25 protein-coding genes are annotated in these 25,727 nt (G+C 37.3%); 8 read left to right on the forward strand and 17 right to left on the reverse strand.

Annotation, left to right across the window (positions count from 1 at the left end):
* Positions 1-210: 210 nt before the first annotated feature.
* The 3 genes from LPB89_RS12805 (at position 211) to LPB89_RS12815 (ending at position 2,853) form a co-directional block, all read left to right on the forward strand.
* Positions 211-1,389 carry an AIR synthase related protein gene (locus tag LPB89_RS12805; protein ID WP_230702176.1) on the forward strand — a complete coding sequence of 393 codons (1,179 nt, stop codon included), beginning with the start codon at positions 211-213 and terminating at the stop codon, positions 1,387-1,389.
* A 394-nt stretch (positions 1,390-1,783) separates the two neighbouring features.
* Positions 1,784-2,140 carry a hypothetical protein gene (locus tag LPB89_RS12810; RefSeq protein WP_127337018.1) on the forward strand — a complete coding sequence of 119 codons (357 nt, stop codon included), beginning with the start codon at positions 1,784-1,786 and terminating at the stop codon, positions 2,138-2,140.
* A 104-nt stretch (positions 2,141-2,244) separates the two neighbouring features.
* Positions 2,245-2,853 carry a GNAT family N-acetyltransferase gene (locus LPB89_RS12815; RefSeq protein WP_230702177.1) on the forward strand — a complete coding sequence of 203 codons (609 nt, stop codon included), beginning with the start codon at positions 2,245-2,247 and terminating at the stop codon, positions 2,851-2,853.
* Between the two features lie 100 nt (positions 2,854-2,953).
* Here the strand turns inward: LPB89_RS12815 and LPB89_RS12820 are convergent, their stop codons facing one another.
* Positions 2,954-3,574 carry a M949_RS01915 family surface polysaccharide biosynthesis protein gene (locus LPB89_RS12820; protein ID WP_230702178.1) on the reverse strand — a complete coding sequence of 207 codons (621 nt, stop codon included), beginning with the start codon at positions 3,572-3,574 and terminating at the stop codon, positions 2,954-2,956.
* Between the two features lie 230 nt (positions 3,575-3,804).
* On the opposite strand from LPB89_RS12820, the gene LPB89_RS12825 reads away from it, so the two are divergent.
* Positions 3,805-6,090: a GH92 family glycosyl hydrolase gene (locus tag LPB89_RS12825; RefSeq protein ID WP_370635521.1), complete on the forward strand. Its 2,286-nt coding sequence runs from the start codon at positions 3,805-3,807 to the stop codon at positions 6,088-6,090.
* A gap of 275 nt (positions 6,091-6,365) precedes the next feature.
* Positions 6,366-6,809 carry a hypothetical protein gene (locus tag LPB89_RS12830; RefSeq protein WP_127337022.1) on the forward strand — a complete coding sequence of 148 codons (444 nt, stop codon included), beginning with the start codon at positions 6,366-6,368 and terminating at the stop codon, positions 6,807-6,809.
* A 163-nt stretch (positions 6,810-6,972) separates the two neighbouring features.
* Here the strand turns inward: LPB89_RS12830 and LPB89_RS12835 are convergent, their stop codons facing one another.
* The 15 genes from LPB89_RS12835 to LPB89_RS12905 all read right to left on the reverse strand — a co-directional run bounded on the left by LPB89_RS12835 (position 6,973) and on the right by LPB89_RS12905 (position 20,306).
* On the reverse strand, positions 6,973-8,829 hold the full coding sequence (locus tag LPB89_RS12835; protein ID WP_230702180.1) for a peptidase M61: 1,857 nt from the start codon (positions 8,827-8,829) through the stop codon (positions 6,973-6,975).
* A 109-nt stretch (positions 8,830-8,938) separates the two neighbouring features.
* Entirely contained in the window at positions 8,939-9,217 is a 279-nt protein-coding gene (locus tag LPB89_RS12840) for a DUF2805 domain-containing protein (protein ID WP_047775685.1), read from the reverse strand.
* A gap of 120 nt (positions 9,218-9,337) precedes the next feature.
* Positions 9,338-10,165: a sterol desaturase family protein gene (locus LPB89_RS12845; protein ID WP_230702181.1), complete on the reverse strand. Its 828-nt coding sequence runs from the start codon at positions 10,163-10,165 to the stop codon at positions 9,338-9,340.
* 185 nt (positions 10,166-10,350) lie between these two features.
* On the reverse strand, positions 10,351-10,590 hold the full coding sequence (locus LPB89_RS12850) for a GlsB/YeaQ/YmgE family stress response membrane protein (RefSeq protein ID WP_230702182.1): 240 nt from the start codon (positions 10,588-10,590) through the stop codon (positions 10,351-10,353).
* 17 nt (positions 10,591-10,607) lie between these two features.
* Positions 10,608-11,342 carry an aquaporin Z gene (aqpZ, locus tag LPB89_RS12855; protein WP_230702183.1) on the reverse strand — a complete coding sequence of 245 codons (735 nt, stop codon included), beginning with the start codon at positions 11,340-11,342 and terminating at the stop codon, positions 10,608-10,610.
* A gap of 30 nt (positions 11,343-11,372) precedes the next feature.
* Positions 11,373-11,729, reverse strand: coding sequence for a DoxX family membrane protein (locus LPB89_RS12860; RefSeq protein ID WP_230702184.1), 357 nt, complete (start codon positions 11,727-11,729; stop codon positions 11,373-11,375).
* Positions 11,730-11,813: 84 nt separating this feature from the next.
* A complete protein-coding gene (locus LPB89_RS12865; RefSeq protein ID WP_230702185.1) occupies positions 11,814-12,710 on the reverse strand; it encodes a DMT family transporter in 897 nt (298 codons plus the stop codon).
* 348 nt (positions 12,711-13,058) lie between these two features.
* A complete protein-coding gene (locus LPB89_RS12870) occupies positions 13,059-14,201 on the reverse strand; it encodes a peptidylprolyl isomerase (protein WP_230702186.1) in 1,143 nt (380 codons plus the stop codon).
* Positions 14,202-14,228: 27 nt separating this feature from the next.
* Positions 14,229-15,305: a peptidylprolyl isomerase gene (locus LPB89_RS12875; protein WP_230702187.1), complete on the reverse strand. Its 1,077-nt coding sequence runs from the start codon at positions 15,303-15,305 to the stop codon at positions 14,229-14,231.
* 15 nt (positions 15,306-15,320) lie between these two features.
* Complete coding sequence (gene gldI / locus LPB89_RS12880; protein ID WP_230702188.1) at positions 15,321-15,977, reverse strand: gliding motility-associated peptidyl-prolyl isomerase GldI; 657 nt, start codon at positions 15,975-15,977, stop codon at positions 15,321-15,323.
* 5 nt (positions 15,978-15,982) lie between these two features.
* On the reverse strand, positions 15,983-16,987 hold the full coding sequence (locus LPB89_RS12885; protein WP_230702189.1) for a bifunctional oligoribonuclease/PAP phosphatase NrnA: 1,005 nt from the start codon (positions 16,985-16,987) through the stop codon (positions 15,983-15,985).
* Positions 16,988-17,133: 146 nt separating this feature from the next.
* Entirely contained in the window at positions 17,134-18,378 is a 1,245-nt protein-coding gene (locus LPB89_RS12890) for a chloride channel protein (protein ID WP_230702190.1), read from the reverse strand.
* A gap of 159 nt (positions 18,379-18,537) precedes the next feature.
* Positions 18,538-18,921: a RidA family protein gene (locus LPB89_RS12895; protein WP_230702191.1), complete on the reverse strand. Its 384-nt coding sequence runs from the start codon at positions 18,919-18,921 to the stop codon at positions 18,538-18,540.
* Positions 18,922-19,084: 163 nt separating this feature from the next.
* A complete protein-coding gene (locus LPB89_RS12900) occupies positions 19,085-19,393 on the reverse strand; it encodes a chaperone modulator CbpM (protein WP_230702192.1) in 309 nt (102 codons plus the stop codon).
* Positions 19,386-20,306, reverse strand: a complete 921-nt coding sequence (locus LPB89_RS12905) for a DnaJ C-terminal domain-containing protein (RefSeq protein WP_230702193.1) — start codon at positions 20,304-20,306, stop codon at positions 19,386-19,388. Before LPB89_RS12905 ends, LPB89_RS12900 begins: the two co-directional genes overlap by 8 nt.
* Before the next feature lie 306 nt (positions 20,307-20,612).
* Between LPB89_RS12905 and LPB89_RS12910 the strand changes: the two genes are divergently transcribed.
* Positions 20,613-21,320: a hypothetical protein gene (locus LPB89_RS12910; protein ID WP_230702194.1), complete on the forward strand. Its 708-nt coding sequence runs from the start codon at positions 20,613-20,615 to the stop codon at positions 21,318-21,320.
* Between the two features lie 115 nt (positions 21,321-21,435).
* On the opposite strand, the gene LPB89_RS12915 is transcribed toward LPB89_RS12910, so the two are convergent.
* Positions 21,436-21,963 carry a hypothetical protein gene (locus LPB89_RS12915; protein WP_230702195.1) on the reverse strand — a complete coding sequence of 176 codons (528 nt, stop codon included), beginning with the start codon at positions 21,961-21,963 and terminating at the stop codon, positions 21,436-21,438.
* Positions 21,964-22,170: 207 nt separating this feature from the next.
* On the opposite strand from LPB89_RS12915, the gene guaA reads away from it, so the two are divergent.
* Both guaA and LPB89_RS12925 read left to right on the forward strand, forming a co-directional pair.
* Positions 22,171-23,700 carry a glutamine-hydrolyzing GMP synthase gene (gene guaA, locus LPB89_RS12920; RefSeq protein WP_230702196.1) on the forward strand — a complete coding sequence of 510 codons (1,530 nt, stop codon included), beginning with the start codon at positions 22,171-22,173 and terminating at the stop codon, positions 23,698-23,700.
* 63 nt (positions 23,701-23,763) lie between these two features.
* Positions 23,764-25,674: a LysM domain-containing protein gene (locus tag LPB89_RS12925; RefSeq protein WP_230702197.1), complete on the forward strand. Its 1,911-nt coding sequence runs from the start codon at positions 23,764-23,766 to the stop codon at positions 25,672-25,674.
* Positions 25,675-25,727: the final 53 nt, after the last annotated feature.

Genomic DNA, 25,727 nt, shown 5'->3' on the forward strand with positions numbered 1-25,727 from the left:
CACGAATTCACACGAATTTTATTTTCATTCTCTAAGAAAACCTAAACATTCAAAAATCATCCGCTAAGGATGATTTTTGTTTTTCAAAGAAAAAAATTAGTGAAAATTAGTGCAATTCGTGGCAAAACTTTTTTACAATCAACTTACGAATCATTCAAAGAATTAAAAAAAGGGATTATCTTTGCACCACATCAACACAAACTAATTTTCATGAGTTCAGATTCTAGCAAAAGGTACGCACAAAGAGGTGTTTCGGCATCAAAAGAAGACGTACACAACGCCATTAAAAATATCGATAAAGGTTTATTTCCGCAGGCATTCTGTAAAATTGTCCCTGATTATTTAACTCAGGATTCAGAATACTGCCTGATTATGCACGCAGACGGAGCAGGAACAAAATCCTCTCTGGCCTATATGTACTGGAAAGAAACCGGTGATATTTCAGTTTGGAAAGGAATCGCTCAGGACGCTTTAATCATGAATATCGATGATTTGTTATGTGTTGGTGCTACCGATAATATTTTGCTTTCTTCTACAATAGGAAGAAATAAAAACCTGATTCCTGCTGAGGTGATTTCTGCTATTATCAACGGAACAGAGGAATTAATCAATGAGTTAAAATCTTTTGGCGTAACGATTCATTCTACAGGCGGAGAAACAGCTGACGTGGGTGATGTGGTTCGTACCATAATTGTAGATTCTACGGTAACAGCCCGTATGAAACGCAGCGATGTAGTAGATAATGCCAATATCAAAGCTGGTGATGTTATTGTTGGTCTTGCTTCTTTCGGTCAGGCGACTTACGAAAAAAGTTATAATGGCGGAATGGGGAGCAATGGTTTAACATCTGCCCGTCATGATGTTTTCGGTAAATATTTAGCTAAAAAATACCCTGAAAGTTACGATGCGCTGGTACCGGAAGAATTAATCTATTCAGGTCAGGTAAATTTAACGGATGCTGTAGAAAACAGTCCGATAAACGCAGGTCAGTTGGTATTATCTCCGACCAGAACTTACGCGCCAATTATCAAGAAAATTTTAGATACGTATACTCCAAACGAAATTCACGGAATGGTGCACTGCAGTGGCGGGGCACAAACTAAGATTTTACATTTCGTTCAGAACTTACATATAATAAAAGACAATTTATTTCCGGTTCCGCCTTTATTCAAACTGATTCAGGAACAGTCAAAAACAGACTGGAAAGAAATGTATCAGGTTTTCAACTGCGGCCACCGTATGGAAATTTATGTGCCGGAAAATATTGCGCAGGATATCATTGCGATTTCAAAAACATTTAATGTTGACGCACAAATTGTGGGCAGGGTAGAAGCCGCTGATGCTAAAAAGCTTACCATTACGAGCGAATACGGAACATTTGAATATTAGTTTTTTTTGAGGTCCATAGGGGCAAAGGTTCAAAGGTTAATCGCTGTAGAGGCGCGTTGTAGAGACGCACAGCAGTGCGTCTAACTATTATAGGAGAATTGCCAAATATTTATATATTAATTTATTTCACCATATAAGTACTATAAGTTCATTTAAGAATTAGGCTCAGTGGAGTAAATGAAGAATGGAAGTTTAATTTGGATTGAGCAAAGTCAGGCTAAATGAATTCAATTGTCAGGCTGAGCGAAGTGAACGTGAAGCTAAACAAATTCAAATTGTCAGGCTGAGCGAAGTCGAAGCCTCCTTCTTAATTTACAAGATCATAGGCTTCATTTAGAATGCCGAATGGCTTATGTTATCTTATAATCACTAATATGGTAAAAAAAACAAACATATGTACGAATTACTTTTTTGGAAATATTTAGACGAAATTTACCTGAACCACCACGAAGTGTATGAAGCCCTTGTGGAAGAGCAGGAAGTAGAAGGCCTGGAGAAACTTCCGGTGGATGTGATTATGAACCGAATCCGATCGGTATTTTCGCAATGGGAAAAAGTAGATGACAACAGCTGGAAAAATACCGCAGGGAAAGGCGCTTTTCAGGTCATAACAACGCCACAAAGCGTAAGAATCGACTGCTATGGAACCGAGGGCAAAACGATGAACCAGCTGGTGAGCCTGATGGAAGAATTCAAATGCCCGTTGTACGATCCGCAGGTTCCGGAGCGCTATGATGAAATGAGTGAATAATTAAACTTTGCGAAGCTTCGTGATTCTCTGTGAATCTCTGCAAAATAGCTATAACACAAAGGCGTACAAAGATTTTACAGCGCTACACTAAGAATAAAAAAAGTATGAGTACAACATCAAATTTCAATTTCTCAGACCCTGTCATTTTAGAAGACGACTTCGTTTTATTGCGTCCTTTGCAGGAAACAGACGTCGATAATTTAGTAGAAATCTCGATCAACGAACCGGAAACCTGGAAATATTCATTGGTTGGCGCTGACGGAAAAGAAAACCTGATTAATTATATTAAGTCTGCTGTAAAAGAACGAGAAAATAAAAAAGAATTCCCTTTCATTGTTTTCGATAAAAAATCTCAAAAATACGCCGGTTCAACCCGTTTTTACGACATCCAGTTGGATTACAAAACGGTACAAATGGGATATACTTGGTACGGTTCAGCATTCAGAGGAACAGGCCTGAACAAACACTGTAAATTCCTGTTACTACAATTTGCTTTCGAAACACTCGGAATGGAACGTGTAGAATTCCGCGCCGATAATAATAACGAACGCAGCATAGCCGCCATGAAAAGCATCGGCTGTAAAGTAGAAGGCGTCCTGAGAAGTCATATGCCAACAGCAAACAGCGATGTGCGTCGCAATTCGATAGTACTCAGTATTCTTAGAGACGAATGGTTCGATGAAGTAAAAGAAAACCTGAAAAGAAAACTTTAAAACTTTATTTCCGAATCACTCAGATAACGAGTTACATTGGTATTACCATTGAATTTGCCATCCCGGTTTGGAATTTGGAATTTAAAATTTGGAATTTATTTTACCCGTCTTTCAAAAGTAAATCCTGCTCTTTTCGTAGTTTTATAACCAATTGATCTATATAGGTTTTTATTTTCTGAGGCAGTAATTTCCAGTGGGCATCTTTCTTAAAACTTCTGCCCAGATCAAATTCAGATTCCACGGCACGTATGGCGTACTTTTTATCCTTATAAACCGTAATAATTTTAACGCGTTTAATGTACTCGTTTTCATCCCTTGTTCCATAGACAATCACAGGATCTATGTAACCGTCCCCGTCCAGATCTTTAACAGAGCAGTATTTCGTCCAGAACCAAATGTTTGTTTCTGCTTCTTCGTTATCCACTAAATCGTTAATCGTCCATCGCTCCCGAAAACCGCCATGATCATTCATCGCACAAATTGCCTGAATTTTAGTGTTTAAAGTATCTTTTTTCGAAACAATCTTTCTGTTTTCGAATAGAACCAATTCACAAACTCCGCTTTTATCCTGAAACTCGTAGGCTCGGTAAATAGGAAAATCACTTAAGCCATTCACTTCTCTCTGGATGATCTGCTCTTTATCTAATATAAAACTGTCTGTTTTTTGCGAGAAACCGAAGGTAGAAACCGAAAGAAATAAAACTAAAATATAATTTTTCATGGATGGAATTGTCTTTTAACAAATCAAAGATATTCAAAAGGAATGGAGATTGAAGCGTATTTATATTTTTTAAAGCCATAATTTATTGTAATTTTCAAGCATGAAATTCAATTTGGATTCTGGTGGCAATTTCAGCACTTTGGATTTAAATTCGGATAATTATTCTTTTAAAAAACTACTTAATGAATATAGTAAAAAGTAAAAGTTTCCTTTTTGGATCATTAATCGTAATGTTTGGTGGTCTGACTACAATCCATGCGCAGAAAAAAGCCAATACGCTTAAAGATTTAATTCAGTACGTCGATCCCATGATCGGTACGGCAAAAATGGGACATACGTATCCGGGAGCAACAGTTCCGTTTGGAAGTGTACAATTAAGTCCGGAAACCGACACCATTGCGTACGGTTTAAACGGAAAATACAATGGTGAGGTTTATAAATATTGTTCAGGATACCAATATGAAGACAAAACGATTGTAGGTTTCAGTCACACGCATTTCAGCGGGACAGGCCATTCGGATCTGGGTGATTTTTTAATTATGCCAACCACCGGAAAATTGCAACTGAATCCCGGAGTTGCCTCAAAACCATTATCAGGATATCGATCCGCATTTTCCCACGCCACAGAAAAAGCAGCGCCTGCTTATTATAGTGTTCTGCTGGAAGATCACAACATCAAAGCGGAACTGACAGCTACAACACGCGTTGGAATGCATCAATATACTTTTCCAAAGTCAGATGAAGCACATATTATTCTGGATTTAACTTCGGGGATTTATAACTATGATAAAAAGAATGTCTGGACCTTTGTTCGCGTAGAAAACGATACTTTAATTACCGGATACCGCCAGACCAACGGCTGGGCGAGAACCAGAACGGTTTATTTTGCCATGTCTTTCAATAAACCCATTAAAAGCTACGGACAGGCAGCTTTGGAAAAAAGTGTTTACAGAGGCTTTTGGGGAAGATTTGATCAAACGAAAAACTTTCCGGAAATGGCAGGGCAAAACCTGAAATTGTTCTTCGACTTTGATACACAGGAAGGAGAAAAGATCAAAATTAAAATGGCATTATCGCCGGTAAGTTCTGCCGGAGCGCTTGAAAATATGAAAAAAGAAATTCCGGACTGGGATTTTGAACGTGTTAAAAAACAAAGTCAGGAAGTCTGGAATAAGGAGCTGAATAAAATTCAGATCGAAACCCTTCATAAAGAAGACCTGGTGAACTTTTACACCGCCATGTATCACGCCTTTTTAGGTCCAACAGAATATATGGATCTCGACGGAAACTATAAAGGGCTGGATATGAATGTTCACAAAGCCGAAAACTTTAAAAACTATACCAGCTATTCGTTATGGGATACGTACAGGGCTTTGCATCCTTTATTTAATATTGTGCAGCCAAGCCGAAATTCAGACATGATTAGTTCGATGCTGGCGCATTCGGATCAGAGTGTACATAAAATGCTGCCGATCTGGTCGCACTATGCCAATGAAAACTGGTGTATGATCGGGTATCATTCCGTTTCTGTAGTTGCCGATGCGATCGTAAAAGGAAATGGAAATTTTGACAGGGAAAAAGCGCTACAGGCATGTGTGAATACCGCCAAAGTGGGATATTATGATGGTTTGGACTATTACATGAAAATGGGCTATGTTCCGGAAGACAAAAACGGGGCATCGGTTTCCAAAACCTTAGAATATGCTTACGATGACTGGGCGATTGCTCAGGCTGCCAAAAAATTAGGGAAAACTGAAATTTACAATGAATTCATCGAAAGATCTAAAAACTATAAAAATGTGTATGATGCCAAAACAGGTTTCATGCGTCCGAAATTAAACGACGGAACGTTCAAGAAAGAATTTGATCCGTTAGATACACACGGACAGGGTTTCATTGAAGGGAATTCATGGAATTACAGCTTGTATGTGCCGCAGGATCCTGCAGAAATGATTAAAATGATGGGTGGAAATGATAAATTCAATGTACGACTGGATTCTTTGTTTAATATGCATCTTCCGGACAAATATTTCGAAAATACCGAAGATATCACCAGAGACGGAATCATCGGAAACTACGTTCATGGCAATGAGCCTTCACACCATGTCGTGTATTTATACAACTGGACCAATTCGCCGTGGAAGGCACAGGATAAAATCAGAATGATCCTGAAGAAAATGTACCGAAACGGAGCCGACGGTTTAGGCGGAAACGATGATTTCGGGCAAATGAGTGCCTGGTATATTTTCAGCAGTTTAGGTTTTTATCCCGTAGCTCCGGGTTCTGACGAATATGCTTTGGGAAGTCCATTGGTGAAAAATGCGGTCTTTAACTTAGAGAACGGTAAAAAATTTGAAGTGGAAACGGTAAATCAATCGGATAAAAATGTGTTCGTGAGTAAAGTTCTTTTAAACGGAAAACAGCTAGACAAACCTTTCCTGAAACATTCGGATGTATTAAATGGTGGTAAAATCACTTTTTATATGAGCGCTAAGCCGAATAAGAAGAACTATTAGGTCCATCAATTAAACCTGACAGGTTTTAAAATCTGTCAGGTTTCTGGATGCCAAAGCTTCGACTCCGCTCAGCCTGACAGAGTATTTTTACTTCACTCAGTTTGATGTCACCCTGAGCGAAGTCGAAGGCTTTTGAAAAGGGTAGGGCTTCAACTCCGCTCAGCCTGATAAAATTCGTGAAAATTTGTGTAATTCGTGGCAAACAAAAAGAGTAAACATAACAGAGTTCCCAAAAACTTCACGAAATTTGCACTTCAAATAAAATGACAATCCATATGAAAATAAATCTAAAATCGGGAATTGATAAATTGCTTTTCGGAATGAAGCAAAATGATGTAACAGCTGCTTTGGGAAAACCGGATAAAAATTATACAGACGAAGATGATAATGTTATTTTCGTATACAATGCCCAAAAAATCAGACTGACTTTTTATCAGGAAGAAGAGCTGAAATTAGGGTATTTGGTAGCTTCCAGCAACGATCTGGAAGTTTTCGGATACAAACTAATCGGAAGAAAAATTGCGGATGTAAAAAAAGATCTGGCAACAAAAGGAATCACAAAATACAATCAGGAGACTTTTGATACGTTCGAGAATTATTTCAATGAAGACAACTGGTTTATCCTTCAGACGGAATTTGATGAAGTGGTAAAGTTTGAAATCGGAGCTATAATTAATGATAAAGATGAATTTGACTGGAAGTTTCCGGTTAAGAAATAATAATACTGTCAGACTGAGCGAAGGCGAAGTCTCGCAAAGAGATTCGGCTTACGGGACTTCGACTTCGCTCAGTCTGACGACCCAAGAAAACATTGTAAAAAAATACAAGACATAAAAAAACCGACAATCACTTGTCGGTTTTTTTATGTTTGACATTAAAAGATTACCCTTTTAGCCATGCATTTCTAAGTTTGTCTTTTGAAGCATCAGTAGCTTTAAAAGTTTCTGTTTCTTCAGATGGTAGTTTTACCGTTCCTTTTATAGTCTGCGCTACACCACCACGTTTAATTTCCAATGTAATCGGATCGTTTTCTTTCCAGTTTTCACTTTCTGTAATTAAATCATAGATGTTTGTTACCGAGTATGGTTTATTGTTTATAGAAACAATGATGTCACCACCTTTTAAGTTTAAATTCTTAAAGAAATTATTTTGTTCAATATCAGGACGTACAATAATTTCTTTGGTTTGTTTGTCAATACTAATATAAGGCGTTTGTCCTTTTAAGAAAACAGGCCCTGCTTTTTTCTCCATTGATTTTGTTACACCCACTTTAGCCAAATAAACTTCATAAGGAATTGGAGTGGTTCCCTGTACATAGGTTTTCAAAAATTCACCTACTTCAGGATATGTCAATTCTGTGATTTTAGCAAAAAGCTCATTGTCATTGAACGGTTTTTCGATACCATACTCATTAGACAATTTGTGCATTAAGTCAAGAATTCCTCTTTCTCCGTTGCTTTTTTCTCTGATGATAATATCGATACACATACCAATTAAAGCACCTTTTTGATATACGTTTAAGTATTGGTCTTTGTAAGGCTGCTCTAAAACATTCGCGCTCATTAGCGTAAACGACATCGTATCGTTCAGGCTTTTTGACTGTTGGATTTTATCTGCAATACGCGTATAAAATTCAGCTTCGTTAATTAATCCCTGATTGATCTGGAAAAGATTGGCAAAATATTCTGTTACCCCTTCGTACATCCATAAATGCTCTGACATTTTTGGTGCATTGTAATCGAAATACTGAATTTCTTTGGAGTGAACGGTCAACGGTGTCACAATATGGAAAAACTCGTGAGAAACGACGTCTTTCATAGATTCTACCAGTTTTTCTTTAGGCATAGATTCCGGTAAAACAACCGTTGTCGCTGTTGGGTGTTCCAAAGCTCCGAAACCGTGTGCATCGTCTTTGGCCATACTTGATAAATACAATAAAACGGTATATTTTTTAGTGGCGTTTACCTTTCCTAAAAAGTTTTTCTGAGCCGTCATCATTGTTTTCATCTCCGGAGTGATGCTTTCTGCCGTAAATTTTCCTGTTGGAGAATAAACCGCAATCAGGATATCCATTCCGTTTACATTAAAAGTCGTGTAATCCGGTTTAGAATACATAATTGGATTCTCAACCAAAACAGCATAACGCGGTGTTGTAAAAACATCGCTTGTTTTGCTTGCATCCTCGTCTGTCATTGAAGTCGCTCCCCAAAGTGTTTCAGGATGCGTTATAGTTACCTTGTAAGGTACATCTAATTTGTCCTGAAAATAACCTACAAAACCGTGTGTGTTTACCATGAAGTTAACTCCTGCGTTAATGTTGGTTCCTGCAGGCGAAAAAACGTCATCATTACCAAATCCGGTTCCTTTTTCAGTGTCAAAAGTATCCCCAACCAGGTAGGTTACTTTTTGTAATGTTTTTGCATTTGAAATCGACCATGAATTATCATCAATTCTTTTAACTGCCAATTCAGTTCCTTTGGCATCATAGGCTTTAAAATCGCCTGAATATTTACCGTAATTATCAGTAGAGTAGGTTCCGGGTACTGTTTTAGGAATGCTGTACGTTACTTCATCTGTTTTTATTTCCGGTGCTGTAACCGTTACCAGAACTTTATCGTCTTTTACGTCAGTAAGATTAATGTTAACATCTACAGTATTTTTTTTAGCAGCTCCGGCAGAACCGGTTTTACAACTCCACAATGTTACTGCGAGCGCTAACGTGTAAATTATTTTTTTCATTTGCTTGAGTTTAGTTATTCGTGTTTGACTTACAAAACGTAAAATTGTTACAGAATTGTCATAAAACTTATAAAAATAAAAAAAAACTCCTGAATTCCAGGAGCTTTTTTTAGTCTAGTTTATTCTTTATATAATATTTTCCATCCAGATCTTCATCAAAATCATCAATTTTAACGGGTTTTGGTTTTGGCTTATTTGCTAAGGCCTTTTTTTTCCACATCTCAAATTTTTCAAGAGGCATCTTCTTCTTCAAGATTTCCAGTACTTCTTTTTCTGCCAATCCAAATTCTTTTTTTATAATTTCAAATGGATTCTTTTCTTCCAAGGCTAACGAAACAAGTTTTTCCGTTTGTTCCCAATTCAATTCTTTGCGGTTACTCTTTTTCATCACGTGAAAATTAATTCAAAAATAGGGGTTAATGATTAGTAGATTGATTTTCAATTTATATATCAATATTAATAAAAAAAATAATTAGTTGGTTCGATCAGTGAGACTTTTTTTATGATTTTAACTGTTTTTTGCAGATCTTGAATTTTCAAAGGGAATATGGAGTAACTTTTTTAATCTGTTATTGTCTTCCGGCAGCATGTGCGTGTCTACGCCATAGATTAAATCTTCTTTTGGTAAGGTTGTAAAAGTTCCGAAAAGACGGTCCCAAATCGAAAAGATATTGCCATAATTGCTGTCTGTATAAGGCAGGACATAATGATGGTGTACCTTATGCATATTGGGGGAAACGATAAAATAGCTCAAAACGTTATCCAGCTTTGCGGGCATTGAAATATTGGCGTGATTGAACTGAGAAGCCACGACCGATAGTGACTGGTACAAAAATACCATCCACATAGGGCTTCCGACTACTAAGACTCCGAAAGCAGTAAATATAAAACGGATCACGCTTTCGCCGGGATGATGCCTGTTGGCTGTTGTCGTATCAATCCAGGTATCGGTATGGTGAATAAGATGAAAACACCATAAAACCTTCACTTTATGTTGTGTAAAATGAGCTAAATAGGCGCCAATTAGATCTAAGAGCAGTAAACCGATAATCGTATACAGCCAGATTGGGATTTCGGGCAGCCAGTTTAAAATTCCAAAATGATTTTGAGTCGTCCAGCCGGCTGTTCTGATTAAAATAAAAGCCAGTATAAAATTGACAATAATGGTCGTAAGGGTGAAAAAGAAATTGATACCCGCATGGTTCCACTTTTTGTATTGCATCTGAAACAGCGGAAAGGTATTTTCAATTAACCAAAAAAGAGTGATTCCGCCCACCAGAATTAAACTTCTGTGCGAGGAAGGAATCGTACTGAAATAGGCAATGATTTCATTCATAATCGTATCGTGTATTCAATCAAATTTAAGCAATTTAATGAAATAAAGATATGAATTTTAGCAGATATGTAATTGTTTAAGAGTTGTTTATCTTTCGTTGGCATAAAAAAAAGAGAAAAGTGAAATTCTATTTTCACTTTTCTCCCGGATACAGTTATCGTAAATACGTACGATTTATTTTAATATTATCTTTTGATCAGGCTAATAAGAAACAGCAAAATCCATGCACCTCCGGCGGCTATAACAATCTGCCAAAGCAGTCCGCCTCCTCCAATGCCAAGTTTAGGAGCCAGCCATCCGCCGAATATTCCGCCAATAATACCCACGACGATATTACCCAGAAGGCCAAAACCGCCACCTTTCCATAATTGACCGGCTAACCAGCCCGAAATTGCTCCGATAAGTAAGAAATATAAAAACTCCATAATTTATGTTTTAAGGGTTATGTAATAGTTGATTTGTTTATTTGTGATTCTTCAGAATGCTTTTGTAATAGGTTTTTATAGATAAATCCACCCAGGAGGGCACCTGAAACAGGAGCAGCCCAAAACAGCCAAACCTGGGATAAGGGGCCGCCACCCACAAAAAGCGCCTGAGAAAGCGATCTGGCAGGATTTACGGAAGTGTTGGTAATCGGGATACTAATCAAGTGAATAACGGTTAAGGTAAGGCCTATTACAATTCCGCAAAAATTACTGTTGGCAAATTTGTCTGTAGCGCCCATGATGATAAGGATAAAAAATAAAGTCAGTACAAATTCGGCTATAAAGGCAGCTTGTAAAGAATATCCATCAGGAGAAAATGCACCAAATCCGTTTGAGGCAAAAGCTCCCGCTTTGGTACTATCAATGGCAAAACCGGCTTTTCCGGATGCTATGGTATAAAGTGTTCCTGCTGCGGCTATAGCTCCCACACATTGTGCTATGATATAAGGGATAAGATCTTTGGCAGGAAATTTACCTCCGGCCCAAAGGCCTACGGAAACGGCAGGATTAAAATGCCCGCCGGAAATGTGTCCGACTGCATACGCCATTGCCAGTACGGTCAGTCCAAATGCAAGTGCGACACCTGCAAATCCAATCCCCAATTCTGGAAATCCGGCAGCAAAAATGGCGCTTCCACAACCTCCAAAAACCAGCCAGTACGTTCCGAAGAACTCAGCAAATAATTTTTTCATGATACAATAATTTTAATTAATAGTTGATTGTTAACGGGTGTATTGGTATGCCCATAAAATCAATACAATCTGTAAGGGCAAACGTATTAATAAAATAAATTTCACGATAGAATAACTTCCCTTTTTCTTTTGAAACATGTACAGATTAGCAGGAAAAACAGCCACTAGCAGGGCTATAATTCCCCAGGCAGCATAAGGCGTTGCAAAAGGAAGCGTCAGCAATATACCCAGAATAATTTCTGCAGCTCCGCTTAACTTGTTTAATAATTTGGGATTTGGAAAAAAAGGGGGAATGATCCTGATGTACATTCCCGGATTTTTAAAATGATTAATTCCGGCGATTATATAGAGAAAGGCCATTACATATAAATGCCAGGGTAAATTCATGATAATATAGTTTATCACGAATTTATAAAATAATTAACAAATATTGTATTATAAAGTTATTATTTTAAAACTATTTAAAATAAGTTAATTTTTACGCTTAAAATTTACATTCATTATAATGATGGCCAGAATGATCAGCAGAATACCAACCCATTGCAGAAAAATCACTTTTTCATCTAATAAAACATACGCCATCATTACCGAAACCGGAAGTTCCAGTGCGGAGACTATACTTCCCAAGCCAATTCCGGTGAGCGGAAAACCAATATTCATAAGCATTGGTGGAATAATAGTTCCGAATAGGGACAATACAATTCCCCACTTCAGGAAAATAGCAAGATTAAAAGGAGTTACCTGAGTGAAAAAAGCAAATGTAAATACAATTATTGCCCCACCCAAAAGCATGTACAAGCTGCGTTGCGCCGATGAAATTTCAGTAGCTACGCGATTGGCCGTAAACATGGTGGTGGTAAAAGAAGCTGCTGCCATAATTCCCCATGCAAGACCTCTCCAGTCCAGCGCGATATCGTTATGGATAATGTTAGTTGCCAGAACAGTTCCGATCAGTACAATACATACCGCGAAAACCTTTTGTTTCGAAGGCAATTTTTTTTCTAAAATCATTTCCAGTAATACACCCATCCAGACGGTCTGCATTAATAAGACAATACCGATTGAAACCGGAATAAATTTTACGGCTAAATAATAGAATAAACTTGTCATTCCCAATGAAGTACCGGCCAGCATCAGGCTGAATATATTTTTTGGTGTTGCTTTTACAACGTTTTTTTTGTGTTTTATTTTCTGAAAGGTATTAATCAGTAAGATACCAATAATTCCCAGTACAAATTGAGAGGTTGTTACTTCGGCAGTGGTATATCCTTCTGAATACGCCATTTTTACAAAAGTGGCTAACATTCCGTAAGTTGTAGCTCCTAAAGCAACAAAAAATACTCCTTTTAATACATTATTTTGTGACATCCTAACTCTTTTGTTTTAAAAATTCAAGCCGGCAAAGGTAAGGTATTTTGTTTGGGATTTAGTATAAAATCTGTAAAAACCTTGTAGGAGTGATAATGTGAAGGTTTGATTTGAGGTTTAAATTATTGATTTGGCAGGAAATGGCTGTTTGTTTTTAACCGCAAGGAACGCAAGGTAAATTAATGCATGATGGTTGGCAAATGGGGATAAGTTCGCAAAGCTTTGTGGTTTTGGGGCGAAGTTTCTTTGTGTTTAAAATATAAAACCAAAACGATGGACTGCAATAAAAAAACCACCAAAAAATAAATTCTGATGGTTTAGATTATACTGAAAATCAGTCCGAAGAAATTACTTTACAGGCTGAGCGTTATAGGTTTCGATTTCGAAAACCAAAGTAGCGTTTGGCGGAATTACGCCTCCTGCACCTTTTTCTCCGTACGCTAAGCTTGCAGGAAGAAAGAATATGGCTTTTTCGCGATCGGTCATCATGTCAAGGGCTTCAATAAAACCTGGAATCATTCCGTCTTTTTTACCTACCACGAATGGAAAAGCCTGATATCCTTTTTGTGCATCTCTGTTGGCATCATATTTACCATACGCTTTTGCTACATTGGCAATGCTGCTGTCAAAAAGATTTCCATCTTCGAAATAACCGGCGTAATGAAAATAAATGTTAGATCCTTCCGGTAATTTTACACCGGATCCTTTTTGTGTAATTTTATATTTTAAGCCTGAAGCCGTTGTAGTAGCAGTTGCTTTAGTAGCGGCAAAGTAAGCGGCTTTCTCCGTCACTACTTTTTGACTTTCCGCTTTTTGAGCTTCTCCTTTTTTGGCATCATCACTGATTACTTTTAAGGCATCAAATTTCTTTGCTGCAGCACCTTTGCGGGTGATCGTAATTTTTGTCATGATATCATCCTGAACAATTTTATTTACCACGTCCATTCCTGAAACAACATGACCAAAAATGGTATGTTTTCCGTTTAACCATGGTGTATCTTTATGTGTGATGAAAAACTGGCTTCCGTTTGTAGCCGGACCTGAATTGGCCATGGCTAGAACACCGCCTTTTTCAAATTTTAATTCCGGTACGAATTCATCCTTAAAAGAATAACCCGGTCCTCCTGAACCATTTCCGTCAGGATCACCCCCCTGAATCATAAAGTCATTGATCACTCTGTGAAATTTCAGTCCGTCATAAAACGGTTTTCCTTTCAGTTTCTCCACTTTTACATTAGGGTTTTTACCTTCTGCCAAAGAGATAAAGTTAGCTACTGTTACCGGAGCTTTTACGTATTCAAGAGATAAAACGATATCACCTTTCGTAGTAGAAATGGTTGCAAAAATCCCTTCTGCCGGATTTACAGTTTTAGTAACTGCCTTGGCTGTTGTTGTTTTTCCGGCCGGTTTTTTTGCAGTGGTTTTCTTTGTCGTTTGTGCCTGAATATTTACTACTGCAAGGCAGAATAAGAATAGAAATTTAAATTTCATTGCGTTTCGAATTTAAGTCTATATTAATTATTGTGGTTTCTCTAATAATTGGATTTCGAAAATGATATTCGCGTTTGGTGGAATAACTCCTCCGGCTCCTGTTTGTCCGTAAGCTAAATGCGATGGAATGAAAAGTACGGCTTTGTCACCAAAAGAAAGTTTTTCGATTCCTTCAATAAATCCCGGGATCATACCGTCTTTACGACCTGCCTGAAAAGGAAGTGGCTGGTAGGCTTTAGCCTCAGCTCTTGCCTGATCGAATTTCCCGTAAGTTTTAGCAACGTCTTCAATACTCGTATCAAATAAAGTTCCGTCTTCCAGGAATCCTGCATAATGAATGTATATTTGAGTTCCCGTTGCCGGTTTTTTACCTGTACCTTTTTCAGTAATAACATATTCTAAACCAGTACTGGTTTTGGTAGCTTTTGGTTTTAATGACGCGTAGTAGGCTACTTTCTCTTTTTGAACTCCTGCAAATTTTCCTTTTTCTTTTGCTATTTCAGAAAAATAGTCATGAAATACTTTTACAGCATCAAACTTTTTAGCGGCTTCACCATTTCTGATAATCGTTACTGCAACAATGTTATCACCCTGCACCACTTTGTTTACTACTTCCATTCCCTTGTCCACTACATGACCGAAAATAGTATGTTTTCCGTCTAACCAGGGCGTTTCAACATGCGTAATAAAAAACTGGCTGCTGTTTGTTCCGGGACCGTTATTGGCCATCGCTAAAATACCGCCTTTATCAAATCTTAAATCACTGATTTCATCTTTAAATTTATATCCGGTGTCACCAGAACCTGTTCCTAACGGATCACCGCTCTGAATCATAAAATCTTCAATAACTCTGTGGAATTTTAGTCCGTTGTAGAAAGGCTTGTTTTTAAGGTCTTCCTTCGTTACAAATTCATTTTTACCTTCAGCCAGTGTTACAAAATTGGCAACGGTAACAGGTGCTTTTTTATAATCCAGTTCAACAATAATACTTCCTTTATTGGTTTCAATTTCAGCATACAAACCATCCGGAAGGTCACTGTGTTTGTCTTTACAGGAATAAAACGAGGTAGCGGCTAATAATAATATTAAAATACTCTTTTTCATTTTTTAAATGTTGTTTTATGGGTTTAAAGTGTCTTTTTTAGTTTGAACTGCCGGCTTTGTAGCTGCAGGCTTTGTAGCTGCCGGTTTTTGTGTTTGTGTTCCCGGAACGGCTGTCGCAGCTGCTTCTTCCGGAACAAAATTACGAAGGGTAACCGTACAGATCAGGGATTGATTGGTTCCGATTTTATTGTTGTCTCCGTGATAGCCATACGCCATGTGGGATGGAAATAAAAAGTTGACCGTTTCGTTTTTGTGCATCAGTTTAATACCGTCACGCAATCCCATCATGATTTCCTGTTTGTCAACATGGTACGTTTGCGGGCCTAATTCTGATTCCGCATAGATAACTTTGCCTTTTATATCTTTTACTTCTAAATTATAATAAGCGATATCGCCTCTTTTTGGTTTTAAGGTATCAGCGGTATTTTGTTCTTCATACGAATACCAGTATCCTTTCTGCGAAGCAAAATACTTTACTTTCGGATTGCTTTTGATGATGTTTTTTATGACATCTTCTTCACTGGCAACCAATTTTTTATTGCGTTCAGCCGATTTTTTCATGAAAGTTCCTGAAGCTCTTGAAATAGGTCTTCTGGCCTCTTCATGCTGTTTGCAGCCTACACATAAAACAGCAAAAAGCAGGGCAGAAATGCTTAGTTTTAAGTAGTTCATAGTGGTTATATTGTTAGTTTTGTTACTAAATCTTCAAACTTTTTAACGGTCTCTTCCATCGAAGCTTCCGATCTTCCGCCGGCGGCATTGGTATGTCCTCCACCGTTAAAATGATCTCTTGCAAACTGATTTACATCAAATCCTCCCTGCGAACGGAAAGAAATTTTGATGATTTTCTCGTCTTTATTTTCTATAAAAATAGCGGTAAAATTAATTCCTTTTATGCTTAATCCGTAATTAACAATTCCTTCGGTATCGCCTTTTACGTAATTAAAGGCATCCAGTTCACTCTGAGCCAGCGTAGTATAAGTAGTTTTGTGTTCTTCAAAAACTTTCATATTCTGTAAAGCACGACCTAATAATTGTAAGCGGCTGTACGAACTGTTATCAAATAATAAAACCGGAATTTCGGTATTTTCAACCCCTAAATCAATTAAATCAGCCACAATGCGATGCGTATTTCCGGTAGTTTTCGGAAAACGGAAAGAACCTGAATCGGTCAATATTCCGGTATAAATACAGGTAGCAATGGTTTTGTCTAAGTCGTCTTTTTTGCCTAAAAACGAAATGAAGTTATAAATCATTTCGCACGTAGAGCCAAAAGAAGTATCAGAATACATATAGGTGGCATAATCATCCGGTTTCTGATGATGATCAATCATGATAAAAGGCGCTTTTAGCTTTGCTAAAGTATGCTCCATTTCGCCTGTACGGTGAAAAGCATTGAAATCAAGTGTAAAGATTATTTCAGCTTCTTCTAATATTTGGGTGCAATTTTCTGTGTCTTTTTCAAAGATTTTAACCGTTTCAGAACCCGGCAGCCAGGCCAGGAAATCCGGAAAATCGTTTGGAGCAATCACGGTTGGAAGGTGATTATTTTTTAATAAAAAGTGGTATAAAGCCAGTGTAGAACCCATGGCATCACCATCAGGACCTCTATGCGGAATTATAGCGATTTTTTTTGGGGTTGCGAGCAACAATTGGATCGCTTGAATATCTTTTATTTTCATAGTGTGCGAATTTACATTTTTTTAATGTAATGCTGAAAACATTTTCGAGATTAACACACTTTTATAAAGTTAGGAGTTATGAGTTGTGAGTTATGAGTTTTGGGTTATGAGTTTTGAGATATAGATTTAGGTTTGGAATTTGGATTTTAAAAATTGGAATTTAATTTTCGATACAATTTATACTTAGCCCCCTTTACAATTTGAGACTTATAAATCCCGACAGGGCCTGAAGAAAAGTAAGCGACACTACAGGCAATAGCGATAAAAAGTCCGGGCTGAAGTCCGAATAATTCGATTCCCATGATGGTGCAGGCAATAGGTGTATGGGTGGCGCCCGAAAAAACTGCGACAAAACCCATTCCGGCCAAAAGCGCAACCGGCATAGGTACTATAAGCGATAAAGCACTTCCTAAAGCAGCACCGACAAAAAATAGCGGAGTTACTTCACCGCCTTTAAAACCGGCGCCCAACGTAAAACCGGTAAATAAAATTTTCAGTAAAAAATCATACCACGGACTGGCAGTCAAAAAAGAATCGACAATTACCGGAACACCCAATCCGGAGAATTTTGTGAAGCCAAAACCTGCAATGGCGATGGCTAAAAAGATTCCTCCCACAAACGGACGCAGCGGAGGATATTTGATGTATTTTGAAAAAAGAGAACCCCAAAAATGAGTCGTTCTCGAAAATAATAAGGCCGCAAATCCGAATACTATGCTGATGATAATAGTGTAAAAAAGGTTATAAATACTGATTTCAGGAACCTCAGGAATGCTGTAATGAGTGTGCTTAACCTGCCAGAATTCAACCGTAAAATAAGCGGTGTATGCTACCAGAAAAGACAGAAAAATACTTTTTAAGTTAATTTTACTAAAATAGACCACTTCTAAGGCAAAAATGGCACCTGCCAGAGGTGTCCCGAAAACAGAGGCAAAACCTGCGCTGATTCCGAGGATGATTAAAATTTTTCGTTCAGAATTATCGAGTTTAAAAAATTTGGTGAACTGATCGGCAATAGCACCTCCCATTTGTACTGCCGTGCCTTCACGACCTGCTGAGCCTCCAAATAAATGCGTGAGTAAGGTTCCCAGCAGCACTAACGGAGCCATTTTAAACGGAATTGTTTTTTTTGGATTTTCGTATTCTTCCAACAATAAGTTATTGCCTTTTGCGACCGATTCGCCCCAATAGTAATAACTCAATCCAACCAGTAATCCGCCAAGAGGTAAAAGCCAGATGATCCAGTTATGCTGAATTCTAAATTGCGTCACCCATTCCAGCGCAATCAGAAAAAAGGCGGAAGCAGATCCGGACAAAATGCCGATCAGAAGGCAAATAAGAATCCATTTGAATAATGTGAAAAATAATTCTTTTAGTTTTTGAGTACTCATTAAGTATATAAGAAAGTTTTTTAGCCACAAATTTGCTTCGCCTGTTCGCTATCGCTCGAGTCACAAATTTCCACGAATTAGATCATTAATAATTCACGAAAAATGGAATAATCATTTTAATCAGTGGCAAAAAAATTAGTGAAAATTAGTGGCAAAAAATTACTGCACAACAGCGGTAAATTCAATTTCAACTAAATATTCAGGAGCCACAAGTTTGCTGATTTCATAAAAACCGGTTGTAGGTTTTACATCTTTAAAAAAAGAAGAGTGTGCTCGTGCTACGTCTTCAAAAGTAGTAATATCAGTGGTGAAAATTCGGGTTCTGATGACATCTTTCATTCCGACATTCAAATCTTCCAGCACTTTTTCAACACGTTCGAGGATATTGTAGGTTTGGGCATAAGCGTCGTCAGCTTTTACTTTTTCACCGTCAACTATCGCCACAGTTCCTGAAACTTCAATGATATTGCCAATTCGTACCGCACGGCAATATCCCATTTTGTCCTCCCAGGGAGATCCTGTTAAGATGTTTTCTCTTTTCATTTCTTCTGTTTTATCGAATTTGCTTATTTTTTTAAGTCAAAATCCGGGTTAGTTAATTTTGGTGCAATTTAGAAAATATGCCGTTGATAAAGCGTGTTGTTTCTCTGAAATCCCTTCGTAAATGATTCTTTTTTGTGATATTCTGGTTAAGGAAATATTTTCTTTATTCTTCAATTTGATGTTGTTCGTAAAGGCGAAGTTTGTTTTGGGTAGCTGTCAGGTTTTGCTGCAAGACTTCAATTTTGTCCAAAAGGTTGGCAATAACATCAATACCTTCTAAGTTGATTTTAAGGTCATAATGCAGTCGAATCATTTTTTCGACATTAGGCAGTTGTTCCGGATGTAAATATTCATCTTCTTCCAGCACTATAATTTTTACCAGACCATAATTGTGCAGCTCTGTTATAAAAGTATTTTCAATTTCGTGATACACACAAAACTGTTTTATTTGAATTAAGTTTTTACTATTCATGATTTCTTAATTTAGCTAATTCTTCGAATAATTCTTTTTCTTTTGCAGACAATTTCGTCGGAATTTTTAAAGTATACGTAATGTACAAATCCCCAAACTGATTGTCTTTTTTGTACACCGGAAATCCTTTTCCTTTCAGTTTTACTTTGGTTCCGGGCTGCGTTTCGGCGGGAACTTTTATTTTTACTTTTCCATCAAAAGTATTGACATAGATTTCTCCGCCTAAAATAGCTGTGTATAAATCAAGGTCAGCATTAGCATATAAATTGTTTCCTTCCCGCTTGAATTCAGAATCATTATCGATTAAAAAAGTAATGTACAAATCGCCATTTGGTCCGCCATTGGCACCGGGCGCGCCATGATTCGGAATTTTGATAATCTGTCCGTTTTCGACTCCTGCCGGAATGGTAATGCGAATGTTTTTACCATTAACCGTAAGATTTTGTTTGTGGGTGGTGTAAGCCGAAGCTAAATCTAACTGTAACTCCGCATTGAAATCCTGTCCTCTGTACTTGGCCTGTCCTCTGGAACTTCTTCCGGAAGATCCGTACATGGAATTAAAGAAATCAGAAAAATCACTGCCTGAAAAATCACCGCCAAAGTCAGTATACGCTTGATTGCCTCCCTGTTGCTGTCTGGAATATTGTTGCTGGTTAGGATCGTATCCTGCTTTTTCGAACTCATCGGCGTGTTTCCAGTCTTTTCCGTATTTATCGTATTTTTTTCGATTTTCAGGATTGCTTAAAACTTCATTGGCCTCGTTTATTTCCTTGAATTTTTTCTCTGCTTCCTTATCATTCGGATTCAGATCAGGATGGTATTTTCGGGCAGCTTTTCGGTAGGCTTTTTTTATTTCCGCTTCAGTGGCAGATTTTGTAATTTCTAATGTTTTATAATAGTCTATATAATCCATTTTGATAGGTTTTTACTAAGTGAAAATTAAAACATTGAAGTTAGGAATAAGTTGCTAATTATCAAAATGCTATATTTTTCCATAAATCAAAAAAAAAGAAATATTTAAGGAGTTCCTGTTCTATTTTTGGATTTACTACAGGATGTTTTAGTTTTTTGGCAAGTTTTTTGTTTTCCAAAAATTAGCCTAATATATTGTTATAAAACTCTTAAAGTTGTAGTGCCTGTTTAAATTATGCTATTTTTGTGAAGGCTATACTTTAATTTTATAATAATCATAAAAGCGTATTCAATAATACTTTTTTCAATGAAGCACATTTTATTTTTCATATTATTCTTTACTGCTATAACAGTATCCGCCCAAACTGAATTTAGTACAAAATTCAAGTCTATTCCGGCACCTAAATTTAGCGCAAAACCTAAAAAACTTCCGGAAGTTAAAGATCCCAAAGGAGAAAACTCAGATATTCCAGGTATAAAAACGCCCAATGTTTTTGACAATACCGCGATAACCCAAAAATCCAAACTTCAGATAGGAGAGGAGAAAAGCAAATTTACCATGTCTACCGAAACTGATTTTGCTAATCCCGGAGACCGTTACGTGGCTAAAATGGAGAAAGACCTTGATAAAGCTTTAAAAGCGGAAGGGCTTAGAGAGGGCAGAGGAGAATTGGTTAAGAAAAATATTTCTTTAGGAGATTTTAAAACCAAGTCAGGTTTCTTTATAGTGAGATTCCGCGATTTTGGTGCTATCGATGGCGATTTGGTAAAGGTTTCCAATAATGATCAGGTAGTTAGAAGCCAGGTATTACTAGATTCTGAATTTCAGGAAGTAAAAATTAATCTGACTCCCGGCTTTAATAAATTGGATTTCGAAGCCTTAAATATAGGAGCACTAGGCGGAAATACCGCCGAAATCCGCGTTTATGACGACAAAGGCGTGTTAATCACAAATGATTACTGGAACAATCTTGCAGCCGGTTTCAAAGCTTCAATTGTAGTGACCAGAGAGTAGTTTTTTAGTGAGGTGCTAAGCTTCTAAGGCTCTAAGCTCCTAAGTTTTTTTCTTTTTAATGAACTAAAATCTCTGAGCCTTAGCAACTCAGCACCTCAGAACCTCAAAAAAAAAATCAAAAAGGATCGGCAGTGACTCTAAACTTCATATCTGCTTTCAGTGTCACATCTTTGGTAAGCGTTTCTTTTAACGTAACTTTTGTTCTGATTTTATATTGATCCGCTTTAATGTACTGATCTAATCGGGCATCTGTACTAATGAGATCAATCGTTTTGGCTGTCGAATTGATATTATCCTGATACGCCAGTTCTATTTCATCAGAATCAGTTGTTGAGATGTATAAATGAATCGATTTTAAAAACGTAAATGTTTCTCCGTCCGGATCTGTAATGTTTAATTGCAGTGATTTCAGCTTTACATCTTTTACCAGACTTGCTTTTGTATTATTGTTTTTAAATTCAGCGGAGGAATTTGTTGTTACGTCAGGAGTTACAATCTCCGAAGGCAAATTAATCGGCGCAGTGCTTTTGATCTGAATGGATGCAGTATTTGAAATGGTAAAAGTCAGTAAATCATCAACAGCATTACAAGATGTTACGAATAAGAACAGTACAAGAGAAAGAGCAGTTAATTTGGATTTCATGAGTATGTGTTTTTTCTAGATACGTTTTTTTGAGGGATCTGGTTTTTTGTAAAGGTACTAAGTTTCTAAGGTGCTAAGTAAATAAGTTTTTTCTTTTTTTAGGTGGTAAAATCTCAGAACCTTAGTGACTCAGAACCTCAGAACCTTTTTTATAAAAAAAATCAAAATTCCATTTTTCAAATTCGAATATAAAAAGTATTTTTGCGCATGCAACACAACGTACTTATTTTAGATTTCGGATCGCAATATACACAGCTTATTGCGCGTAGAGTTCGCGAATTAAATATATTCTGCGAAATTTTCCCTTACAATCACTTTCCTAGTGATTTATCACCTTATAAAGCCGTAATATTAGGAGGAAGCCCATTTTCTGTTCGTGCAGAAGACGCTCCGCATCCTGATTTATCTCAGATTCGAGGCAAGCTTCCCATGTTGGCAGTTTGTTACGGAGCACAATATTTAGCACACTTTAGTGGCGGAGAAGTAGCGGCTTCAAACACCAGAGAATACGGAAGAGCAAATTTATCTTATATTAAAGAAGATGAAGCTTTCTTTAAAGGAGTTTCAGAAAACAGCCAGGTCTGGATGAGCCATAGCGATAGCATCAAAGCACTTCCAACTAATGCTGTTAAATTAGCCAGTACGCATGACGTAGAATACGCAGCTTATAAAATTGAAGGTGAAACGACTTATGCCATTCAATACCACCCGGAGGTTTTCCATTCTACAGATGGATCAAAAATGCTCGAAAACTTTTTGGTAAACATTGCAGAAGTTCCTCAAAACTTTACACCGGGTGCTTTCGTAGAAGAGATGGTGGGAGAACTAAAAGAGAAATTAGGGAATGATAAAGTGGTTTTAGGATTGTCAGGAGGAGTAGATTCTACCGTAGCGGCAGTTTTATTACACCAGGCGATCGGTAAAAACCTATACTGTATTTTTGTAAATAACGGACTGCTTCGTAAAAATGAATTCCAAAATGTACTGGATCAGTACAAAGGAATGGGATTAAACGTAAAAGGAGTAGATGCCGGAGATCGTTTCCTGGGCGAATTGGCCGGAATCAGTGATCCTGAAACCAAACGTAAAACCATCGGACGTGTATTTATCGAAGTTTTTGACGATGAGTCACATTTAATAGAAGATGTAAAATGGCTGGCACAGGGAACTATTTATCCTGACGTAATCGAATCGGTTTCGGTAAAAGGACCATCGGCTACGATTAAATCGCACCACAATGTGGGTGGATTGCCGGATTATATGAAATTAAAAATTGTAGAACCGCTTCGAATGCTTTTTAAAGATGAAGTAAGAAGAGTAGGTGCTACTTTAGGAATAGATCCTGAGCTATTAGGAAGACACCCTTTCCCGGGACCAGGATTATCGATCAGGATTTTGGGAGATATCACTCCGGAAAAAGTTCAGATATTACAGGATGTTGATGCCGTTTTTATCGACGGATTAAAATCATGGGGATTGTACGACAAGGTTTGGCAGGCAGGAGCAATTCTGCTTCCGGTAAACAGTGTTGGTGTGATGGGCGATGAGCGTACTTACGAAAAAGTAGTAGCGCTTAGAGCTGTTGAATCTACAGACGGTATGACCGCTGACTGGGTTCATTTGCCTTATGATTTCTTAATGAAAGTCTCAAACGACATTATCAACAAAGTAAAAGGCGTGAACCGTGTAGTTTACGATATAAGTTCAAAACCACCTGCAACAATTGAATGGGAATAGTACTATTTTTTCAAATTAAGGCGTTACATTTGTAACGCCTTAATTTTTTATAACCTACTATTTATGAGAGAACTTTTAACGATTTCTCTTGTCTTTATTTTGTCTTTTAACAGAATAACTGCGCAAGATTCAATTATTGAACACAAAATTCAAAAAGGAGAAACGGCTTATTTTATTGCCCGGAAATATAAGGTCTCTGTTGAAGAAATTTACAAACTCAACCCCGAATCGGAGAGCGGAATTAAGGACAATCAAATTATTAAGATTCCTGTTCACGCAGCAGAAAAACAAAATTCAAACCAGCAAATTACTCATATTGTTGGTGCCAAAGAAACTCTTTTCGGATTATCAAAACAATACAATGTCTCTGTTGAAGCGCTTCAGAATGCCAACCCCATTCTTGCAGGCGGACTTCAGATTGGTCAGGAATTAACTATTCCGTCACCTGCTGCAAATCTTTCGAAAACTGAAAATACAGTTTCATCAAAAGTAACCCATCAGGTTGTTGCCAAAGAATCTTTGTTCAGTATTGCCAGACAATATAATGTTTCGGTTCAGGATTTGGAAAACCTAAATAAGAATTTAATTCTGGGCGGTTTACAGATCGGACAAACTATTGCAATTCCAAACAAGCGAAAAACGTTAGACGGAAGAGTTCGTGTGATTAATCAGGAAACAGTTTTTCATGTGGTGGAACCCAAAGAAACCAAATTTTCGATAGCTAAAAAATACGGAATTACAATAGAGCAGTTAGAATCCCAAAATCCGGAAATTGTAAACGGATTGGTGGTTGGAAACAAGCTGGCTATCAATACAAAGGAAATTAAGCCCGCAAATGAAAGTGAAGAACTGATGCTGGCCCTGGCCGAAAAACAAGTGGTGGTTGAAAAAGGAAAAGCAAAAACCATTGAATTAGAGGACTTAAAAGACCGATTGGTTATTCAGAAAGAAATGAATCAGAAGATTATAAAAATCAATGATCTGAAAGTCAATCTGAATGATATGAACGGTTCCAAAGAAAATTCGGTGGAAAAACTGCGACTGGTTCTGGAAGCCAATAAAAATGTACAGGATATTTTAATGGCCAAATTAGATTCGTTAGTCAACACGATGAACAATGATCTGGTTGAATTGAAAAGAATGGATGTGCTGAATGTGGATGAATCCAAACGATTGGAAAAACAATCGTATGAAAGCATTAGCAAAACAAGCGATTTGTCTTCGCAGTTAAAGAAAGAACTGGCCGAAAACCGAAAAGCGTATGCCGGTTTAATGAACAAGGTAGAGCGAATCGCACTAGAAGAAAATCAGGAGTACAAAAAGAAAATCCGTGAAAGCGAAAAAAATAACAACGTCACTTCCTTACAGCAGCGTCTTTCGCTTGACGAAATAAAACGATACAAAATAGAGCAGGAGCAGGGCGATGCGCAAAATCAGTTGTTAATTGCAAAAATTGATTCGCTTGATACGCAGAAAACCATCGAAATCAAACGCCATATCAGCAAAGCGACGTATTACAGTATGGAAGCCAGAAAATTCGATGATAAAGTGGCTTTGATGAAATTAAAGAAATATCAGGATGAAGCCATTAAGAATCAGAAAACAGATCCGGCCGGAACTTCAAAATTGGTTTCGCTGGAAGAAATGAAACGTGAACTGAAAGAAAATCCATTTAAAAACGAAAAGAACGTTAAGATCGAAGTTTATGATAATCTTAAAGAAGTTTCAAACGGCTATTACTTAGTTTTAGGTATATTTACCGATGCGTCACCGAGGGATAAGCTGATTATGAAACTCATTGATTCCGGTGATTTTAACGCCAGTTTTTTCTTTAATATAAACAGCCTTTCGTACTATGTCTATACTGACAGGTATCAAAATATGGAAGAAGTTTTATATGAATGCAAGAAAAATGAAGAAGATGAGTTATATAAGAACATTATTATTGCAAAGGTTGAAATTGATCTGAGATAATAATCGAAAAAATAACAAGTGGCCTGAATCTTGCTTTAACAGAAATTAGTAAC

This window comes from Flavobacterium sp. ENC (assembly GCF_020991415.1).
Lineage (GTDB): Bacteria > Bacteroidota > Bacteroidia > Flavobacteriales > Flavobacteriaceae > Flavobacterium.

Excerpts from the sequence above, each read along its gene's own strand:
- LPB89_RS12825 (WP_370635521.1), top strand. The coding sequence starts at position 3,805 with ATGTTTGGTGGTCTGACTACAATCCATGCGCAGAAAAAAGCCAATACG.
- LPB89_RS12870 (WP_230702186.1), bottom strand. The coding sequence starts at position 14,201 with ATGAAATTTAAATTTCTATTCTTATTCTGCCTTGCAGTAGTAAATATT.
- LPB89_RS12905 (WP_230702193.1), bottom strand. The coding sequence starts at position 20,306 with ATGGATTATATAGACTATTATAAAACATTAGAAATTACAAAATCTGCC.
- LPB89_RS12840 (WP_047775685.1), bottom strand. The coding sequence starts at position 9,217 with ATGAAAAAGAGTAACCGCAAAGAATTGAATTGGGAACAAACGGAAAAA.
- LPB89_RS12860 (WP_230702184.1), bottom strand. The coding sequence starts at position 11,729 with ATGAATTTACCCTGGCATTTATATGTAATGGCCTTTCTCTATATAATC.
- gldI (WP_230702188.1), bottom strand. The coding sequence starts at position 15,977 with ATGAACTACTTAAAACTAAGCATTTCTGCCCTGCTTTTTGCTGTTTTA.
- guaA (WP_230702196.1), top strand. The coding sequence starts at position 22,171 with ATGCAACACAACGTACTTATTTTAGATTTCGGATCGCAATATACACAG.
- LPB89_RS12915 (WP_230702195.1), bottom strand. The coding sequence starts at position 21,963 with ATGAAATCCAAATTAACTGCTCTTTCTCTTGTACTGTTCTTATTCGTA.
- LPB89_RS12865 (WP_230702185.1), bottom strand. The coding sequence starts at position 12,710 with ATGTCACAAAATAATGTATTAAAAGGAGTATTTTTTGTTGCTTTAGGA.
- LPB89_RS12805 (WP_230702176.1), top strand. The coding sequence starts at position 211 with ATGAGTTCAGATTCTAGCAAAAGGTACGCACAAAGAGGTGTTTCGGCA.
- LPB89_RS12815 (WP_230702177.1), top strand. The coding sequence starts at position 2,245 with ATGAGTACAACATCAAATTTCAATTTCTCAGACCCTGTCATTTTAGAA.
- LPB89_RS12810 (WP_127337018.1), top strand. The coding sequence starts at position 1,784 with ATGTACGAATTACTTTTTTGGAAATATTTAGACGAAATTTACCTGAAC.
- LPB89_RS12875 (WP_230702187.1), bottom strand. The coding sequence starts at position 15,305 with ATGAAAAAGAGTATTTTAATATTATTATTAGCCGCTACCTCGTTTTAT.
- LPB89_RS12900 (WP_230702192.1), bottom strand. The coding sequence starts at position 19,393 with ATGAATAGTAAAAACTTAATTCAAATAAAACAGTTTTGTGTGTATCAC.
- LPB89_RS12895 (WP_230702191.1), bottom strand. The coding sequence starts at position 18,921 with ATGAAAAGAGAAAACATCTTAACAGGATCTCCCTGGGAGGACAAAATG.
- LPB89_RS12925 (WP_230702197.1), top strand. The coding sequence starts at position 23,764 with ATGAGAGAACTTTTAACGATTTCTCTTGTCTTTATTTTGTCTTTTAAC.
- LPB89_RS12885 (WP_230702189.1), bottom strand. The coding sequence starts at position 16,987 with ATGAAAATAAAAGATATTCAAGCGATCCAATTGTTGCTCGCAACCCCA.
- LPB89_RS12890 (WP_230702190.1), bottom strand. The coding sequence starts at position 18,378 with ATGAGTACTCAAAAACTAAAAGAATTATTTTTCACATTATTCAAATGG.
- LPB89_RS12850 (WP_230702182.1), bottom strand. The coding sequence starts at position 10,590 with ATGGAGTTTTTATATTTCTTACTTATCGGAGCAATTTCGGGCTGGTTA.
- LPB89_RS12835 (WP_230702180.1), bottom strand. The coding sequence starts at position 8,829 with ATGAAAAAAATAATTTACACGTTAGCGCTCGCAGTAACATTGTGGAGT.
- aqpZ (WP_230702183.1), bottom strand. The coding sequence starts at position 11,342 with ATGAAAAAATTATTTGCTGAGTTCTTCGGAACGTACTGGCTGGTTTTT.
- LPB89_RS12910 (WP_230702194.1), top strand. The coding sequence starts at position 20,613 with ATGAAGCACATTTTATTTTTCATATTATTCTTTACTGCTATAACAGTA.
- LPB89_RS12830 (WP_127337022.1), top strand. The coding sequence starts at position 6,366 with ATGAAAATAAATCTAAAATCGGGAATTGATAAATTGCTTTTCGGAATG.
- LPB89_RS12820 (WP_230702178.1), bottom strand. The coding sequence starts at position 3,574 with ATGAAAAATTATATTTTAGTTTTATTTCTTTCGGTTTCTACCTTCGGT.
- LPB89_RS12845 (WP_230702181.1), bottom strand. The coding sequence starts at position 10,165 with ATGAATGAAATCATTGCCTATTTCAGTACGATTCCTTCCTCGCACAGA.